At 54.0% G+C, this 17,482-nt stretch carries 11 protein-coding genes; 2 read left to right on the top strand and 9 right to left on the bottom strand.

Going from position 1 to position 17,482, the window contains the following annotated elements; translation table 11 throughout:
* Positions 1-49: 49 nt before the first annotated feature.
* From nagA to ACWAU4_RS06720, 4 genes are all read right to left on the bottom strand, one after another.
* The gene (nagA, locus tag ACWAU4_RS06735) at positions 50-1,195 is read right to left on the bottom strand and encodes an N-acetylglucosamine-6-phosphate deacetylase (RefSeq protein ID WP_144221492.1); all 1,146 of its coding nucleotides are present in this window, start codon (positions 1,193-1,195) and stop codon (positions 50-52) included.
* A gap of 49 nt (positions 1,196-1,244) precedes the next feature.
* Positions 1,245-2,243, bottom strand: a complete 999-nt coding sequence (nagB-II, locus tag ACWAU4_RS06730) for a glucosamine-6-phosphate deaminase NagB-II (RefSeq protein WP_025009484.1) — start codon at positions 2,241-2,243, stop codon at positions 1,245-1,247.
* Positions 2,240-3,193 (bottom strand): N-acetylglucosamine kinase, encoded by a 954-nt coding sequence (nagK, locus tag ACWAU4_RS06725; RefSeq protein ID WP_454290511.1) that lies wholly within the window; start codon positions 3,191-3,193, stop codon positions 2,240-2,242. Before nagK ends, nagB-II begins: the two co-directional genes overlap by 4 nt.
* 456 nt (positions 3,194-3,649) lie before the next feature.
* Entirely contained in the window at positions 3,650-6,352 is a 2,703-nt protein-coding gene (locus ACWAU4_RS06720) for a family 20 glycosylhydrolase (protein ID WP_454290510.1), read from the bottom strand.
* 624 nt (positions 6,353-6,976) lie between these two features.
* On the opposite strand from ACWAU4_RS06720, the gene ACWAU4_RS06715 reads away from it, so the two are divergent.
* Positions 6,977-7,663: a SapC family protein gene (locus ACWAU4_RS06715; RefSeq protein WP_025009486.1), complete on the top strand. Its 687-nt coding sequence runs from the start codon at positions 6,977-6,979 to the stop codon at positions 7,661-7,663.
* 1,011 nt (positions 7,664-8,674) lie between these two features.
* Here the strand turns inward: ACWAU4_RS06715 and ACWAU4_RS06710 are convergent.
* On the bottom strand, positions 8,675-11,308 hold the full coding sequence (locus tag ACWAU4_RS06710; protein WP_454290509.1) for a TonB-dependent receptor: 2,634 nt from the start codon (positions 11,306-11,308) through the stop codon (positions 8,675-8,677).
* A gap of 483 nt (positions 11,309-11,791) precedes the next feature.
* Between ACWAU4_RS06710 and ACWAU4_RS06705 the strand changes: the two genes are divergently transcribed.
* Positions 11,792-12,808, top strand: a complete 1,017-nt coding sequence (locus ACWAU4_RS06705) for a LacI family DNA-binding transcriptional regulator (protein ID WP_208194040.1) — start codon at positions 11,792-11,794, stop codon at positions 12,806-12,808.
* Between the two features lie 63 nt (positions 12,809-12,871).
* Here ACWAU4_RS06705 and ACWAU4_RS06700 read toward each other — a convergent pair whose 3' ends face one another.
* From ACWAU4_RS06700 to ACWAU4_RS06685, 4 genes are all read right to left on the bottom strand, one after another.
* Positions 12,872-14,161, bottom strand: coding sequence for an NAD(P)/FAD-dependent oxidoreductase (locus ACWAU4_RS06700; protein WP_028779000.1), 1,290 nt, complete (start codon positions 14,159-14,161; stop codon positions 12,872-12,874).
* A 137-nt stretch (positions 14,162-14,298) separates the two neighbouring features.
* Positions 14,299-15,657 carry an MATE family efflux transporter gene (locus tag ACWAU4_RS06695; RefSeq protein ID WP_208194039.1) on the bottom strand — a complete coding sequence of 453 codons (1,359 nt, stop codon included), beginning with the start codon at positions 15,655-15,657 and terminating at the stop codon, positions 14,299-14,301.
* Positions 15,658-15,833: 176 nt separating this feature from the next.
* Positions 15,834-16,967 (bottom strand): CobW family GTP-binding protein, encoded by a 1,134-nt coding sequence (locus ACWAU4_RS06690; protein WP_208194038.1) that lies wholly within the window; start codon positions 16,965-16,967, stop codon positions 15,834-15,836.
* Positions 16,968-17,090: 123 nt separating this feature from the next.
* A complete protein-coding gene (locus ACWAU4_RS06685) occupies positions 17,091-17,438 on the bottom strand; it encodes a hypothetical protein (RefSeq protein WP_234505548.1) in 348 nt (115 codons plus the stop codon).
* Positions 17,439-17,482: the final 44 nt, after the last annotated feature.

The raw sequence follows: 17,482 nt of genomic DNA, 5'->3' as shown, positions 1-17,482 counted from the left end.
ACAGCTTATGTGAAGAGGGTTAATCGCGTTCTTGGCGCAACGGCTTATTTCAGCGCACTCTTTCCTCGGCGGCGTAAACCAATTGACCGCCGATATAGGTGCTTTGCACCTTGAGTTCATTATCGAGCACCAGAAAATCGGCACGTTTGCCCGCAGCCAAGTGGCCTTGCTGCTCGAGTCCAAGAAATGCCGCCGGATACTCGCTCGCCATCCGCATGGATTCTTCAACACTGAGCCCCAGCAGAGAGACAGCGTTTCGCACCGCGGTATTCATATCCAGCACACATCCGGCCAGCTCTCCTGTGATGGCGTTGAGTCTGTCGCCCTGGCGCAGCACCTGCTGGCCAAAGAGCTCAAAACTGGCATCTTGATCCAACCCCACGGGTGGCATGGCGTCCGTCACCAAGAGCATCTTGCCTTTGGCCTTGGCGCGGATGGCCACCTTGGCTGCAGCCGGATGCACATGGTGACCATCGACGATAAGGCCACACCAACTGGCCTCGTCCTCTATGGCGGCGCCCACCATACCCGGTGCTCTGGAGCCCAAGGGCGACATGGCGTTATAGAGGTGAGTAAAACCACTGGCACCGGCCGCCAGGGCCAAACGCACGGTATCATAATCGGCATTGGAGTGACCAAGACAAACACGGACACCGGCCTCGACCAAGGCACTGATAACCTCTGGCGCCACATTTTCCGGTGCCAGCGTCACCAAGCGAACTCCCAAGTCCTGACGGCTGAACAGTGCCAGCTCGGCATCGGAAATTCGGCGGATATACTGCTGTGGATGCACGCCTTTCTTCGGCACAGACAAGTGCGGCCCCTCAAAATGTATCCCCAACACCCCTGTGCTTTGCCTGGCTATCGCCTCGGCCACCGCATCGGCCGCGCGGTTCATCACCTCGATTCTGTCGCTGATCAGGGTCGGCAAAAAGCCTGTGGTGCCGAACCTAGCGTGGGCCCGGCCTATGGTTGCGATACACTCGAGTGTAGGCTCGCCGTTAAACAGCGCGCCGCCACCGCCATTGACCTGCACATCGATAAACCCGGGTACAACCAAGCCTTGCAGGCGGATAGCATCTGAACCTGCCGCAGAGCCCAAGGCCTGCAGATGGCCGTTCTCCACGGCAAAGCTCAGATTGTGATGATATTGCCTGCCATCGAACAAGCGCTCGGCGATAAAGGTTTGCGTCATTCTCTGCTCTCCACTGCGTTGTCCCGTTTAGGCACGTCGGCCACTTTAATCAAAGGGTTTGGGTGACTTTCTTAAGCCCGGCCGGTTGATCCGGATCTATGCCTCTGGCTATGGCCACAGCGGCCACATCGATATAAAAACGCTGCAGCAATGCCAGAGGCGCGACTCTGGGATGAACCTCATTGGCGGTTTGCTTGAGGTGAACCAACTCAGCGCCGCGGCGCCCGACTTCGGCTATCTGCTCAAGATGGCTGGCATAGGATTCATCGGCCACACAGACATCGACTATTTTGAGGTGGTTCTCCACCAGGGTCACAGGGCCATGGAGAAATTCGGCGCTGGAGAAGGCCTCGGCATGGATAGAACAGACTTCCTTGAGTTTGAGCGCTATCTCTTTACTAATGGCATAACCCAATCCTCGTCCCAGCACTACCAGATTGTTGCTGTGCTGCAAAGATTCGGCAGTCAGTTGAGGCTCTGCATCCACAGCCGCCTGCAGCGCCTGGGGCAATTCATCTATGGCGCGGGCCAACTCAGGGCTCTGGGTCCAGGCAGCGGCCAGTTGCAGCAGCGCCGACAGGGTAGCCAAATAGCTCTTGGTGGCGGCCACCGCCTGCTCCTCTCCGGCGCGAAGTGGCAATACAAGATCGACTATGTCCTTAATGGGGGCGGTTTCATCATTGACCAGCGCCACGCAAAAGGCACCGGCTTCGCGGGCCATCTTGGCCTGGGCCAGAATATCCGGGCTGCGTCCCGACTGAGAGATGACTATCACCAGACCACCGGCCAACTGCAAGCGCTTGCCATAAACACTGGCCACCGAAGGCGCGGCGGCAAAAGTAGGCACACCGGCCTCTATTTCAAACAGATACTTGGCAAATACCCCGGCGTGATCAGAAGAACCGCGCCCCACAATCATCACAAACTTGGGAGCAAACTCGCGCAGCCGCTGCCCCAGTTCTCGGGCTAACTGGTCATTGGCCTGCAACTGGTTGGCAATCTTCTCGGGAGCACTGCGAGCCTCGCGCTCCATTATGGTATGGGTCATGGTTTCACCTTTGCTAAGTCGTATGCGCCGGCATCGGCCGGACGGGCTGAAAATTGCGAGTGTTGGTGTTGGTGCATGGCAAAGTGCACGGCACCGATTTCCGGTGGCGCCAACACGGGGGCGATTCGTTCAACCACATCGTCGGCCAGCCAGGGCCTGAGCGGCTCGGCCAGGCCGCCTATCATGGCAAATCGCGGCGGATTGAGTTCAAACAGGCGCCGTGCCAACCGGCTGATATAGTCGGCACCTTCGCTGACTATAGCGGTAGCGGTATCATCGCCCTCGGCCGCACAGGACAGCACTATTCTCGCCAGAGCGGCATAACAACTGGAGGAGCATCCGGCGAGGTTTTCCACTATCCCCAGGGCACCTGTCACCCCGAAATGGGCCAGCAGTTTGGCGCCAAGGGCTGTTTGCGGCGCAAAACCATCGAGCGACAACAACACCTGCTCCGCGGCTTTCAAGCCCATCCAGGCACCGCTGCCCTTATCGCCCAGAGCAAAACCATGTCCACCGAGAGACAATTGCCGTTCACCCACATGGGCATAACCACAGGATCCTGTGCCTGTGATGATGACGGCACCATCTTCCCCCTGGTGGGCGCCAATGCAGGCAGTATGCAGATCTGTGGTCAGGTACATGGCGGCAAAGGGATGCCTCCAATCGAGGATCTCCTGATAAAGCCTGGGAATATTGACACCGGCAAGCCCGAGACCGGCCACCATATTGGCGCAATCGGCTTGCCGCAGACCGGCATCGGCCAGGGCCAAACCTGTAGCACTTATGATGGAGTCGAAAGTTTGGCTCAGACCGTGTAAAGGATTGGCCCGACCGGCAACTCCGGTTCCCAGCACACCCTTTTGCCGGCAGTAGACGGTTGCCCGGCACTTACTGCCGCCGCCGTCTATCCCTATATACACTTGTGCATCCGGTGTCGGGTTTTCCCCCATGGCAGACCTCTTTCTGTTTCTTTTATGGTCACGGCGCAATCTGGCGCGGCGGAACACTGACAAATCGCTGCAGTAAGGCGCCTTTCAGGATTAACCCGGTGACATTCCACTGAGCGGACTCAAGTTAAAGCTATCGTTAACCATGTGGTTAAACTAATGTTACACCACAGATGACAGCGTTGTCATTTATTTTTAATCAGCAGAAATAAATCGACTCATGGCTGGGACTGTTCCTTGGTTAATATATTGAAAATTAACCAATAAATACTCAGCAAGCCACTATCTTTGAGCGACTCAGACTTCCTTAACCACTCTCAAACCTCACTCTTCTAAACGCCACTCAAGCATTAAAAACCAGGCATTAAAAACCAGGGATTAAAAATAAGTCAGGCAATAAGCTAAGACGTGGCTGGCGTTATCTGTTAACGCCAGCCCACATCCGTACCTGCTTAAAGACTAATTCAGTGGCTGAACCCGGCTATAGCGGCGGCCATCGGGCGAGACACTGCGAAGCTCAAGCGGCGCTGCAATTGCCACAGGGCCGCGATACTCCTGCCATTCAGCCCCTGGTCGGCGATATTGGATCTTGAGCCCGGGAAAGATGATATTGGCCTCAAGCTTGCCATCCTTGATTCTACCGCCCGGCAGCGGCAAACGGTAATGCACCCCGGCCTTATCCAGTTTGGCCAGCTCCTTATGCCCCAGGATGTTGGCCAGTCGATGCCAATCCTCTGCCTGCGCCTTTCGCTGCTCGGCACCGAAATAACCGGAATCCTGGCTGTAACTTGCCCCCTGATGCCGGTAAGCCAGCTCCCAGTCCGGCTTATGCCAGGCCTTTTCCGCCAAAACCAAGAGGCGAGGGAAAATCATATAGGCTGCGGTAGTGTCGCTGCGAATCGTCTCGCTCCAGAGTTGTCCCTGCAGGCCAATAAAGCCCCTGCCCGGCGCCATTGGGCCGCTGAGACGCTTTCCTTGTGGGCTGAGTTGCTCTGTGTCATCGGCGACAAAAGGCCTGGCCTCAATATCGCCCCACTGCTCGGCATTGGCCGGCAGGTTATCCGGCATAAAGCTGTGTAACTTGCGACTGTTGCTGCTGCGGCTGGCCCAGTAATAGCCTGGCTCTTTCGGATCGGCCGCCGGCGGCATATCGAAATAGAGTACTTCCGGGTTGGACAGCACAGTATCCCAGCCGAGATTGGCCTGGGCATGCGCCCGTTTGAAGCCGCCGTGGGCGACTATGTCCCAGATATTGCTTTGCACCGGGCTCGGCATATTGGCCGGGTTGACGTGACTCATGCCATCGCTCCAACCTGCCGCCTCTATGCCGCGCTCGGCCAGCATCTGCGATACCCGCTCAATAAAGTAGGCGCCGAGGGCCGATTTGTCGGCCACCCGCTGCGAATTGGCCGCAATAAAGCGTTCACAGGCCGGCGAGTCGAGCCAGGCACCGGCGGTCTCATCGGCACCTATGTGGTAGCGCTTAAGCGGTACTCCGGCGGCCTGATGCAGCTGGGCAATTTCATCTATCACCTTAGCGACAAAGGTGTAACTGGACTCCATACAGACATTGAGCGTGTTGTCGTTGTAATACTGAATAGAGCTGTAGACAGTGGCATCCTCGGGATCCGCCAGCAGATATTGGCTGGCGGCCTGACTGTCGCCCTGAGCCAATAGCTTGCGGCTACGGGCCTGCATCGATTTGATAGCGGCGCGGGAGTGCCCCGGCATATCCATCGACGGGATCACCTGGATCTGTCTTGCGGCGGCAAACTTGAGAATATCTATATAGTCCTGGGTCGTGTAGTACCCGTTGACCTGAGTCTCAGGATTGGGGCCACTGCCCAGTTGCGGCAGCAAACAGCGGTTTTCATCGAGATCGTGGCAGCGTTTGCTGCCAATCTCGGTCAGCTCCGGCAGACTGGGGATCTGCAGGCGCCAGCCTTCGTCGTCGGCCATGTGCAGATGCAATACGTTGAGTTTATAGGCCGCCATCTGCTCCAGCAGGTTCAGCACAAACGCCTTGGAATGGAAGTTGCGGCCAACATCCAGATGCATACCGCGAAACGGGTATCTGGGGCCATCTTGAATGCGCAGCTGTGGCAGTGCTATTGATTGGGTATCATCGGCAGGCAACTGCAGCAAGGCGGCAAGACTCGCCAAGCCATAGGAATAACCCGCGGCGTCTGCGGCGGCCAGGTTAATTCCGCCGGCCTCAATCTCGAGTCGATAGTGCTCGCTTTGCCCGCCCTTGAGCGGCAGCAAGTTCAGCGCCAATCCTTGCTCACTCTGGCTGACACCCAGCCTTTGTAGGCGCAAGAGCGCCGCCTCAAGTGATTGCAACTCGACTCCGTTAGCTATGTGGCTCGGGTTAAGCTTAATCCCGGCATTGAGGGTGACAGGTGTTTGTTCAAGCCAAGTCACTGAATCCGGCTTAGGAATAAGGCTTGCCACCGCAAGGCCGGCATCATTGGGAGTATCGGCATTTTGGCCGAAGACGACACTGGCGGTATCCCAGGGCAGCTTATCCAGTGAGCTGCGGCGATATTGTTTCTCGGCATCCGTGTAAGGCTGCACATAGGGAAGCAACTCAAGCCCGGTATCCGGGTCTTGCTTAACTTCAGTGCTGGCGATGACCTCCGGCTTGAAACCCTCAACCACCATGTAATAGTTGGGCATGGCATCAATTTCCGACAGCTGCCACAGCTCACCGCGAAAATTGATGATTTCGCTGACACCCTTTTTGAAACCGCCGAAAGCGGCGGTTGGCGTCAGACGATGCAGATCGCCCTGAATATGCTCTATATGAAACTCAGGCGAGGCAACCGAGAGTACCGGACGCATCTGGCTAAAATAGATGGCCCAGTCAGAAGCGCTGAGATCTTCGCTCGGAGTCAGGCGGATTTGCGCCTGGAAACAGCGGCCTTCGGCACGGCTCGGGTCGCAGTTGTCATCCGGCACATTGGACAGCACGGCATATTTCAACTGCAAACTCTGGGCAAAGCTATGCAGCTTATTCTGAGTCAGATCTTCGTTCGAGGCTTTTGACGAAGAACCGGCTTGGCTCTGCCCTGGTTCAGTCCCGGTTGCCGGCGGCTTGTCAGAACAAGCCGTCAGCCCCAAGCTCAAGGCAATGGCTAACGCCGCGATAGTTAACTTCATTCCGTTACTCTCCTGTCCTTATTATTGTTTTCACCATGATGCCATATTCCCTGTCGACTCAAGCAGTGGCTGTCACCTCAACAAGCTATGTTGAGTGACAACCGGGATAAAAAAATGGCCAGGTACTGAAATCAGCACCCAGCCCACTCTAGTTTCCGGGGAGAGACTACAGTATTGAAAACACAGTTGCGCAGCCGCCCGACAGATACTCAACTGTGGAAGGCATGTAAAGGAGACCTCATCCTCGACATGCAGACCTTACAAGACAACATGGCCATAGACACAATAGTCACACAAGCAATGACAACGCTGTCATTTATAAACATACACAAGTACAAACCTTATTTCTACATTTTTTTGACAATTTTTATTTTCCCAAGCCCTCTTGAAAACAGCGCTTGCAAACATATTTTTAACAATGACATCCAGTTTGACCACTGTTAACATCCGCAGCATGCTTGGGGTCACAAGCCAATAAGTCTCAAGCTGAACTTTTTACTGGTTTGCGGTACTAATACAACCGAAGAAGCGGTTCTGGCGCCGATATTTCAGTGACGATTTATTTTCCGGTGCGTCAGTTGATTGGCTGACGGAACCTCAAATAACAACAAGGATAAAAAGACAATGACAGCACAATACGTCCCGCTCAACAACGGCGCACACAAGGCTCTGAAAGTCACTCCAGGCATAGATTTCAGCGAATTTGAGAAGCACCATATGTTGCCTTTGCTGGTGCAGGAATTTTTGCCTGCCGCCACCAGTTTCCCGATCATTTTCGCCAAGAACAGCCAAAGTGGAGAATTCCAGCCGGTTGCCATCACCTCTCTGAAACCTGAGAGCAACTGCTTTATCAAGGATAACACCTGGACCCGACGTTACCTGCCTATGCAGTGCCGGATGCAACCTTTTGCCGCCGGTGACTCCAGCCAGGAAAATGTACTTATCGGTATCGATGTCAACAGCAAGCATGTCAGCGAAGACAAGGGCGAAGCCCTGTTTACCGAAACCGGTGAGCAGACCGAATTCCTGAAAAACCGCATCGAATTTATCGGCAACCTGATTGAGTACCGTGAAATCACCAAGCAGTTCGTCAAGACCCTGACCAGCCATGAATTACTGCAACCCAAGACTCTGACAGTAACCAACAAACAAGGTGAAAAGAGCAATATAGATGGCCTCTATATCGTCGATGAACAAAAGCTCAACGCCCTGAGCGATGAGGTTAAACTGGAATTTGCCAAGCGCGGCGTCTACTCACCGGTTTATGCTCACCTGTGTTCACTGAACCAAATCGACTTGCTGCTGGATTAATCCCAATACAGAGATCAGAAGGCTGCCTTGGCAGCCTTTTTATTGGCTCACTGTCTTACCTGTGCAAGGGGCCGCACTAGAAAGGGGAGTAGGTACAATTCTTCCCAAACAGAGTCATTGGAAGCTACAGATATACACATATATTTCTGGCACAGACGGAACTGTGACAGTCGAAAACAGGGACGTATTCACGCCGAGTCACAGGATCGCCTGTGCGAGAGCACACCGCAGGTGATGGGCTACATCATGGTAGGAAGTCCGGCAAGCGCTAATGGGCGATTTTAAGTTGAAAGCCAAGCCGCTGTGCCAGCGGCCTAACGTCGTGGAGTTTCACCCCACACCCGAGGAAAGGGGGCTGTATCGACTCGCCCCCTTTCCAAACCCCCAGCGACCCGCGACGCAGCGGAAAACCCCTTGTGCTTATGATGCCAATTCGCTATCGCGCCAGACGCTCATCCCTGATTCGACTGGCGCTGCTTCGGCATCCATGCCTCGCTACGCGATTGTCATCAACGCCCTGCGGCCGCTTCGAGCGGGAATCGGTGCATTCTGTGAGAATGGAGTAGCTTGAAATATCTGGAGAGTTTACAGACATACGCCTATTTTCCAGGCACAGGCGGAGCTGTGACCGTCGAAAACAGGGATGTTTTCGTCGAGGCTACAGGGACGTATTCACGCCGTGTCACAGTATCGCCTGTGCATAAGCCTGCGGCAGGCAATGAGAAACATCCATCGCCGGAGACCCAACCAATGCTATTTGGCTATTTTGAGCTGAAAGCTATGCTAGCCGCTGTACCAGCGGCCTAACATCGTGGAGCTGGTGCAATTCTGCAAGAATCACGTTACTTGAAGTTTCTGAAATGTCAGCGAACATACACTTAATTCCCTGGCACTGGCGAAACTGTGACTTGCCGAGGAAGATTTTTATAAAGATACAGGAAAGCGCTCAGGGAGCTGATGCAAAAAGCCGACCCTGGGGCCGGCTTTGGTATCGAAGATAAAGACCTGTACTTAGAAGCGCAGGGCTACACCTACTTTATATCTGGCTTCGCCTTCAAAGCTCCACACTGGGTAATCGGCCTTGAACTCGCTGATCACATCCTCTGCACTAATTGGGGAAACACCCGTCTGTATGCTGTCTTCTTCGGTGATGTTGACCGCTTCAAAAGTGATATCCAAATAGTCGGTTACCGAGTAGCTGGCACTGAGGTCCAAGGTCCCGTAAGACTCGTGCTGACGGTTACCGTAGAAACCAGGCAGCTCGCGCATCATATACTCGGAGCGCCAGTTATAGGCCAGACGAGCGCTAAAGTCGTCCATCTCATAGTAACCTACCAGGTTGACGGTATGCTTGGATGAGTCAGAGAACACGCCCACACGGTCCGGATAGTTTTCTGCCGGAGAGGATGCATCGGCAAAAGTATAGTTCACCGAGTAACCTAAACCATTGTCGAAGGAGTCCTGCAGCTGCAGCTCGATACCATCTATGCTGCCGCCGTCGGCATTGTACTTCTCGCTCACAGTCCAGCAGTCATAGATACCTACGCCACAAGAACTTTCACCTTCGGTTACCAGGTTGGGATCTTCAATCCCTATCTGCTGATTCAGCTTCTGTTTGGTGGTGATAAAGGAGCTGACATCCTTGATAAAGTAAGTGGCGGCAAACAGGCCAGAATCACTGAAGTACCACTCCAGACTCAAGTCGGCCTGGGTCGCCTTGAATGGTTCCAGCGCCACACTGCCACGCACCAGTTTTTCATTAAAAGGTGTACCGTCGTTGTAACCCGGCAGGGTCGAGGTAGCAAACAGCTCGGCGTAGTTGGGGCGAGAGATCACCTGAGCGGCTGATGCGCGCAGTATCACATCCTCGCTCAAGTCGAAGGCGATGTTAACGCTCGGCAGTACATCGTTATAGCTGGACTTGTCTGTGCTCAGATCATCGGCGAACTGGCCCTGATCGTTCAGCGCGTAATAGTCAGACTCAATGTCGGTAGAGATGTAACGGAAACCGAAGTTACCGCGGAATCCTTCCCCGGCAAAAGTAGCCATGGCGTACAGAGCCAGGTTCTCTTCCTGGATAGTGCCGTAACCAGACTTGTCAACGGTAAAGCCATCGATGGCGGCATAGGCGTCGGCAATCATGGCATCAAATATCGGCTCAGGCAGAGTGAAACCGGCGCCGGATGACATGGTGCCATTGTAGTAGGCAGAAGCGTCCTTGGTCAGTACCTTGGCGTCATTGACTATCGCCGCATCTGTCATCTGGGTGACTTCATGATCGGCATAGCTCACACCTGTCTTGATGGCACTGATAGCGCCCCAGGCTACCGGGAAGTTGAAGTCCAACTGAGCGAAGGTTTCTTCATCCGTGTTGGGCTGCTTCTTCAGCGCCCAGCCGGCAGTGGCCAATGGGTCGTTAAAGTCACTGGCCTCAAAATACTTGTTGTCGATGTCGATGTTGATCTTGTCGCCGGTGGCATCATAAATACCGGCAAAGTCAGCCGGGACACCGATTGAGTTGCCATAGTTGGCAGTCAAGTCGGTACCGCCCTCTGCTTCGGTGCGGCCTATACGGCCTTCAACGGTGAAGTTATCCGCTTCATAGTTAAAGTTGAAATCCACTGTATCCGAGCTCATGCTCGCCTTACGGGCCCAGGTTTGTGCCCAGGCAAAACCGCCCTGATCGCTGTGATTTATCTTGGTACAAACGCCGGCGGCATTGACCTGTTCACAGGTGTAGTCGCCTCGCTGAGTGGGAAACAGGAAGATGGAGGTGTTGGCGTTGTTGGCGTCCAGCTCCAGATTCATGTAGTTGAGCCCCAATTCCAGTCTGTCGGTGGGACGATACTGCAACACCAGATTGATTGCAGTGCGCTCACGATCCTGTTGGAAGGTGGTTGGCACTATCTCACCCCAGCCAAGCAGGGTTTCGATGCCATTGCGTTGGTAGTCCGTCTGGCTCCAGGAACCTGCCAGCAATACACCGAAGTTTTCATCTTCGTTTTTCCAGCTGTAGAGACCGGAGGCTTCAGGATCTATCTCTTCCGAGACGCTACCATAGTCCCCTTTGGCGCTCAGGAAAACCGAGTTGGCATCCAAATCCAGCGGTTTGCGGGTGTTGATGATGACAGTGCCGCCTATGCCCCCTTCGGCAATATCGGCCTGGGAAGATTTGTAGACTTCAATCGAGCCCACCATCTCTGGCGGCAGCAAGGTGTAGTTGAAACTGCGGTCGATGGCCTGCTGATCGAACCAACCGGTAGAAGCTACCGAGTGGCCATTAAGCTGGGTACTGGTCAGCTGCGCCGAGGCGCCGCGGATAGAGACCTGTTGCCCCTGACCGAACTGGCGGTTAACGGCAACCCCTGGAATACGTCCCAGAGACTCCCCCACATCACTGTCGGGGAATTTACCTATATCTTCTGAAGTTACCGCATCGACCACGGCATCTGAAAAACGCTTGGTATTGACCGAAGCCTTCATCGAGGCACGCATACCGCGGACTTCAATTTTTTCAATATTGGCAGTTTCGTTGCTGTTGTTATCTGCTGCCTCGGCAGCCAGCGCGCCAACAGATACCGCTCCCCCAAGGAGGATAGCGATATTTGCAGCGAGGGCAGTTTTCTTAAAGGTAGATGTTCGCATCTCGTTTCCCTTCCATCACTTTATTATCTTTTTTGTTGCCATAACCATTCCCTTCAAGAGAATGACAACGCTGTCATGTCTGAGGATAAACATTACACAATAATTAACAGTCTTGCCACAACAAAATAACGCCAGAGTGAATAAAAACTGTCATATTGCTGTGTTAATGGGAGAAAACAGATTTTTATTCTGGTTAAAAACTGTCCAAGCAGAAGTTTGTGTAACCAAGGGCGTTAACAATAGCGGGAAACGAATTTATATAATGGCCTAATCACTAAGGAAGTCGGATAACGCCGAAAGCTAATTGCTGTGTAAGCCACTCTCTGCAAAAGAGAAGGCCATGAGGACTTATTCGCACCTTCCCTAAATTCTGCGTTGCCAAACTGGCTAAAAGTCAGCAGTATAAGATGCTCGACAAGCGGCTATGCCGCTTCCGGCCCCCGCTGGCTGTGAGTATTCGCCTGACATCTCGGACTAAGTTGAATGAAAGTAACCATCAATGACGTGGCTAAATATGCCGGCGTTTCCATCAAGACAGTATCCCGGGTCACCAATAATGAGCCTTCGGTTAAACAGGCCACTATCGACAAGGTCAATGCTGCAATCAAAGCTTTGAATTACCAGCCGAATTTAGCTGCCCGCAACCTGGCTGCCACCAGTTCTTATGTCATAGGCTTCGTCTATGACAACCCCAATGCCTACTACATTATCGATATGCAGAACGGTATTCTCTCCGCTTGTCGGGACAAGGGCTATGAGCTGCTGATCCACCCCTGTGATGCCAAGGCCGAGGGTATTTGTGAACAACTGACCACTATGGTGAAACATGCCCGCCTGGCCGGACTGGTACTAACGCCGCCGCTGTCGGAAGATCCCAAGGTACTCTCCGCCCTGGATGCCATAGGCGCCAACTATGTTCGCATCATGGCAGGTGACAGAGTAAAGGCCGATACCGGGCTGGCGGTATTGGTTAACGACAGATCCGGCGCCGTGGCCATTACCCAACATCTTATCGATCTCGGGCATCGGCAGATCGCTTTTCTCAGCGGCGACTATCATCACCAATCCACCAAGGAGCGTCTCGAAGGTTATCGTCAGGCCTTGAGGGATAACGGCCTGGACGAGTCTCCCGAACTGATTGTCGAAGGTGAATACTCGTTTGAATCCGGAGTTGAAGGTGCCAAGAAGCTGCTCAAAGGGGCTAACCGGCCCAGCGCCATAGTGGCCTGTAACGACGAAATCGCCGCCGGAGCCCTGTTTGCCGCCAGGCTGGAAGGGGTGGATATTCCCACCGAGCTCTCGATTGTCGGCTTTGAGGACAGCCCCTTCTCACGCCAAACCTGGCCCAAGTTGACCACAGTGCATCAGCCCAACGGCAAGATTGCCCAGATAGCTACCGAGCTGTTGATCGCCAATCGCCGTGAGCAGAGCGCTCGCAGCGAGATCTTCACCCCAGAGCCGGTTATCAGAGACTCGAGCGCCAGGGTGCAAGCAAGCTGAAATTCCAGCCACTAAAAAGGCGCTCTACTGAGCGCCTTTGCGATAAGATTCAAAATCACTTTATCAATGCAGCTTGAGTTTGGGCCTGTGCCACTTCAGCAGCCGCTGCGCCAGACGATACACCAACGCCGAAAACCAACCGTACAAACTAGCCAGATGGCGTTGATACAAGGACATGTACATCATCCGCGCCACGTAACCCTCAATAAACAGGGAGCCGGATCTCAGGTTGCCCATCAGATTACCCACCGCCGAGAAACGGCTCAGTGACACCAATGAACCATAGTCGCGGTAGACAAAAGGATTTTCTGCCTTGCCCTTCAAGCGGTTGAGAATATTCTTATACAGGGTTTCCGCCATCTGCGATGCGGCTTGTGCCCGGGGAGGCACAGGCTTGCCGTTGTCCTGCACCAAAAAGGCGCAGTCGCCCAAGGCGTAGATATCCTTATGGCCCTTGACCCGCATACAGGCATCGACCTCGATAAGGTTACGGTTATTGACCGGCAACTTATCAAACTGCTGCAGTACATCCGGCCCCTTGACGCCAGCGGCCCAAACCTTAAGCCCGGCAGGGATCAGCACATCTTCCTGGGTAATAAAGCCCTGCTTGGTCACCTCTTTGACCTGCACTCCTATGTGCAAGCGTACCCCGATATGATCCAGTACAGACTGGGCTCTGGAGCTCACCTTGTCCGGCAGAGCCGGCAATATCTTGGGCGCCGCCTCAATCAGGTGGATTTCCAGATGATGCTTGTCGACATTGAGGTAACCGTATTCTTTGACCGAGTCCAGCACATGATGCAACTCGGCGGCCAGCTCAACCCCGGTCGCGCCGGCGCCCACTATGCCGATACTGAGCTTTTCGCTGGTTTCATCCAGCAGTAACAGGTTGTCCAGCAACTTGTGGTGAAATTGATTGGCGCTGTCGAGGCTGTCGAGGAAGATACAGTGCTCTTTGGCACCCGGAGTGTTAAAGCTGTTGGCCACCCCGCCGATGGCGACCACCAGATAGTCGTAGGGCAACTCACGCTCGGCGATAATCTGCTCGCCGTCATCATTGCTGACCCCGGCCAGGGTGATGGTCTTGGCCTCGGGATCGCATTGCAGCATTTCACCGCGCAGGAAGCGATAGCCATTTTTCAGGCCATGGTCGCGATACAGCAAGCCTTCTACCGATTGATCTATCACCCCAACGGCCACTTCGTGCAGTTTGGGCTTCCAGATATGTACCGGACTCTTGTCTATCAGGGTTATTTCAGCCTCTTCCTTCAGGCCCAATTTGCGTCCCAGCTTGGAAGCCAGCGCCAATCCTCCGGCGCCGCCGCCCACAATTAAAATCCGCTTACCGGTCACAAATTCCCCCAAGAGTATGAACTAATGCAAGATAGCCTTTTATAACATGATCCTGCTCAAAAATAACCTGAGTTCTAAATTAATATTTCTTTATATATCACTGATGCAGGTGAATATTTGCCATCATTTCCTGTCGCTCAAGGCTGGTGTAATGCCACCTTGGTGCGCTTCAAACTGTAGAACATCCACAGACACAATAGGCTGCTGCAGGATGCCAAGGAGATCCACACGCCCGGCACCCCAAAGGCCCAGGCAAACACCCAGAGGAACAGGCCTATCAGCAACAACTTGCTGCCCGTGAGTATCGAGGCCTCGGCCGGACGATTGATGGCCTGGAAGAAACTGGCTCCCACCAAAATCAAGCCTTCCATCGGCAAGCCCCAGAAATAGAGATACATGCCCTCAATGGCAACCGGGGCCAGGGTCGGGTTGTCACCGGCAAACAGATACACCATCCATTCCGGGCGGCTGTAGATAAGCACCAAGCCCAGCAAGGCGCAGATTAAGGTGACGGAAAACGCCATTTTGGCGGTCTGCTTGACCCTGTCATATCGACCGGCACCGGCATTGAAGCTGAGAATGGGTTGGGTGCCGAGGGCGATGCCTTCAAACACAAAGTAAAACAGGGCTTCGGTATAACTCACCACGCCATAGGCGGCCACATGCAGCGAAGTGCCGGTCCAGAGCAGAGCCATGTTATGCATGGTCAATACAATCGACAGGTAGAGATTCATCAGGAAACTGGGCATCCCCAGCTTGACGATTTCCCAAACCAGCTCCAGGCTCAGCTTCATCTGCTGCCAGTCGATATTGAGCCGGGTGCGCTTGCCAATGAAATGTTGCAGACACAGGCCGCCGGTGACCGCCTGGGACAACATGGTAGCAATGGCGGCGCCGGCAAGACCGAATGGAAAGACCACAATAAACAGCCAATCCAGCAGGGTGTTAAGCACGCCCCCAAATACCAGGATCCAGGTGACGAAACTGGGGCGACCGTCGTTACGTAAAAGCGCCGAGAAGGCCATGGAAATGATGGGGAAAATGCCCAAGGCAAAGTACCAGAACAGGTATTGGTAGGCGCCTTCATAGACCTCACCTTCGGCTTTCAGCCAGCGCAGAATGTCGTCGGTCAGCATGGTACCGGCAAGCGACACCACCAACGCACTCAACAGACAAAGACTGAAGGTATTGCCGAGAATTTTTCTGGCCCTGGCGACATCACCGCGGCCAAGATTGATGGAGATAAGCGCGGCGCCGCCCATGCCCAAAAGCGCACCGAGCGCATAGAGAATGGCGCCCACAGGGTAAGCCAGCATAATACCCGCAAGACCCGTTTCCCCCAGGTAGTGGCCGATAAACATCCCGTCTATGGTGACGTAAATTCCGGTCACCAACATGGACATCACAGTGGGGACAGTGTAACGCCAAAAGAGTTTACTGACAGGTTGCTGCAGTAAGGCGAGATCCTGCTCAGTCTGTGGGCTGTTTGGGGTCATGACGCTTTCTCAACATCAAAGGTGTTAAACCATAAGTTCGATATCAGAGGCCATATTAGGAGACGACAGCTCGGCCTCCATTCAAATTGGCACTCCGAAATCAATCACCTCGGAAAAAGTGGATGGCGGATTGTACCCGAGTTATCAGCCTGGATGCCACAGCCTTGAATAGGCCGTTATTCGGCGACTTTCATGGCGAGCAGTTGCTGCTCCAAAGATTCAGGCTGCAAAGGGGCGCGACTGATGATTTCCAGCCTGGAGTCCATGGCATCATCGAGCTCTTCAACGCTCAATTCACCGTCGAGCATATTGAGCGCCGCTATGCCGTCTTTGGTGATCATCACAGCTTTTAGCCGCACCACATCGAGTGCCTTGGCCCAGCGATAGAGGCGCTCGAGATCGAACAGCCAATCCGGAGCAAAAATCCAGCCATAGCTGTAACAGCCCTCGCCTTTATTACTCTTGAACACTATGCCGCGAGCGTCCCACTCGGGTGCTTCCGAGCTCTGCGGCTCGACGCCGAGTGGCTTGATGGCAAACACACCGGCATTTTGCCGCAGCAGCCCGGCGCCTAAGGAAGTGGCTTTAGTGTTCAGATTGGCCTTTGCCGGCCGAGCCAGCGCCCGCAACAATTCATCATTGAGCTTCTGCTCTTTGGACCAGTAAAACAGCTCCCCTTCCAGTTGCTGAGCGGCAATAAAGGCGGCTATTTGTTCCCTCAAGTGTGCAGCTAGCTGCACACTCTCCTGATCACTTTCCGGCTCATTCCCTTGCTCACTTTGCGGCTCCCCCTCAGACAGAACCATTGGCTCTTGCTGTTGCCAAAGGTCCTGCTTGCCGGCCAGCAGGATATCGGCTATCTGCAGCTGGGAGAGAAAGTTCTCATGTTCGGTATAGCGCTTGTCACTGAGTTTGCGCGGGTCAAACAGACAGATACAGGCCTTGAGGCTGAGCACTTCGGCAAACTGTTTCGAGCTTAGGGTTTTCAAAATCTCTTTGGGATGACCAAGGCCGGTGGGCTCTATCAGCAATCTGTCGGGTTTGGCCCGGGCCAGCAGCTGAGTCACCGCCACTTGAGTCGGCACCCCGGCAGCGCAGCACAAACAGCCGCCGGGCACTTCTCGTATGACAACGCCAGAGTCGCTCTGGCCCATCAGGCCGGCATCTATTCCAATTTCACCGAACTCATTGACCAATACCGCCCAGGTCTCGCCCGCGGGCTTATTGGCCAGCAGCGCTTTAATAAAGGTGGTTTTGCCTGAGCCGAGAAAGCCGGTTATCAGATTGGTGGCGACGGGTTTGAGGATCATCTGTGACTCCATTCCTTACAGCATTGAGGCAGCAGAGTGTAACCCAAGCAGGGAAAGAGTTAGCTCGAAATTGTAAACAGATGCAAAATGGGCGCGGATAGCGCCCATTTCTGTATACCTTCCCTAAGGCTTGAGTTCGTGATCCACTATCGGTGTCAGCCCCTTGGCACGATTTTTCATGGCATCCTCCAAGTCAAAGCCGCTGGCACGCCAGCCTTTGGCCTCAGCCGCAGAGAAGCTCTGCAAGTGCCACTCTTTGGCATCTTGGAGTTTAAAGCCTGCATCCTGCCAGGCGCCTGCGCTTGAGGCATCGAAACCGGCAACATGCCACTGCTGGGCGCTTCGGGAGTCAAAACCTGCCTCTTTCCAGGAGGCTATCTCGGTTGAACTCATACCGGACCAGTCTTTGGGAATGGAACTGCAAGCCACAAGCATACTCAACCACAGCAAGATCACTAATTTTCGCAACATACTCATCTCCTGATACCTTTACTATTCCTTAAGCTAAGGGGGCT

This window comes from Shewanella sp. FeAMO (genome assembly GCF_053653955.1).
The sequence above is the reverse complement of the archived record's forward strand: the minus strand, read 5'-3'. Positions and strand labels throughout refer to the sequence as shown.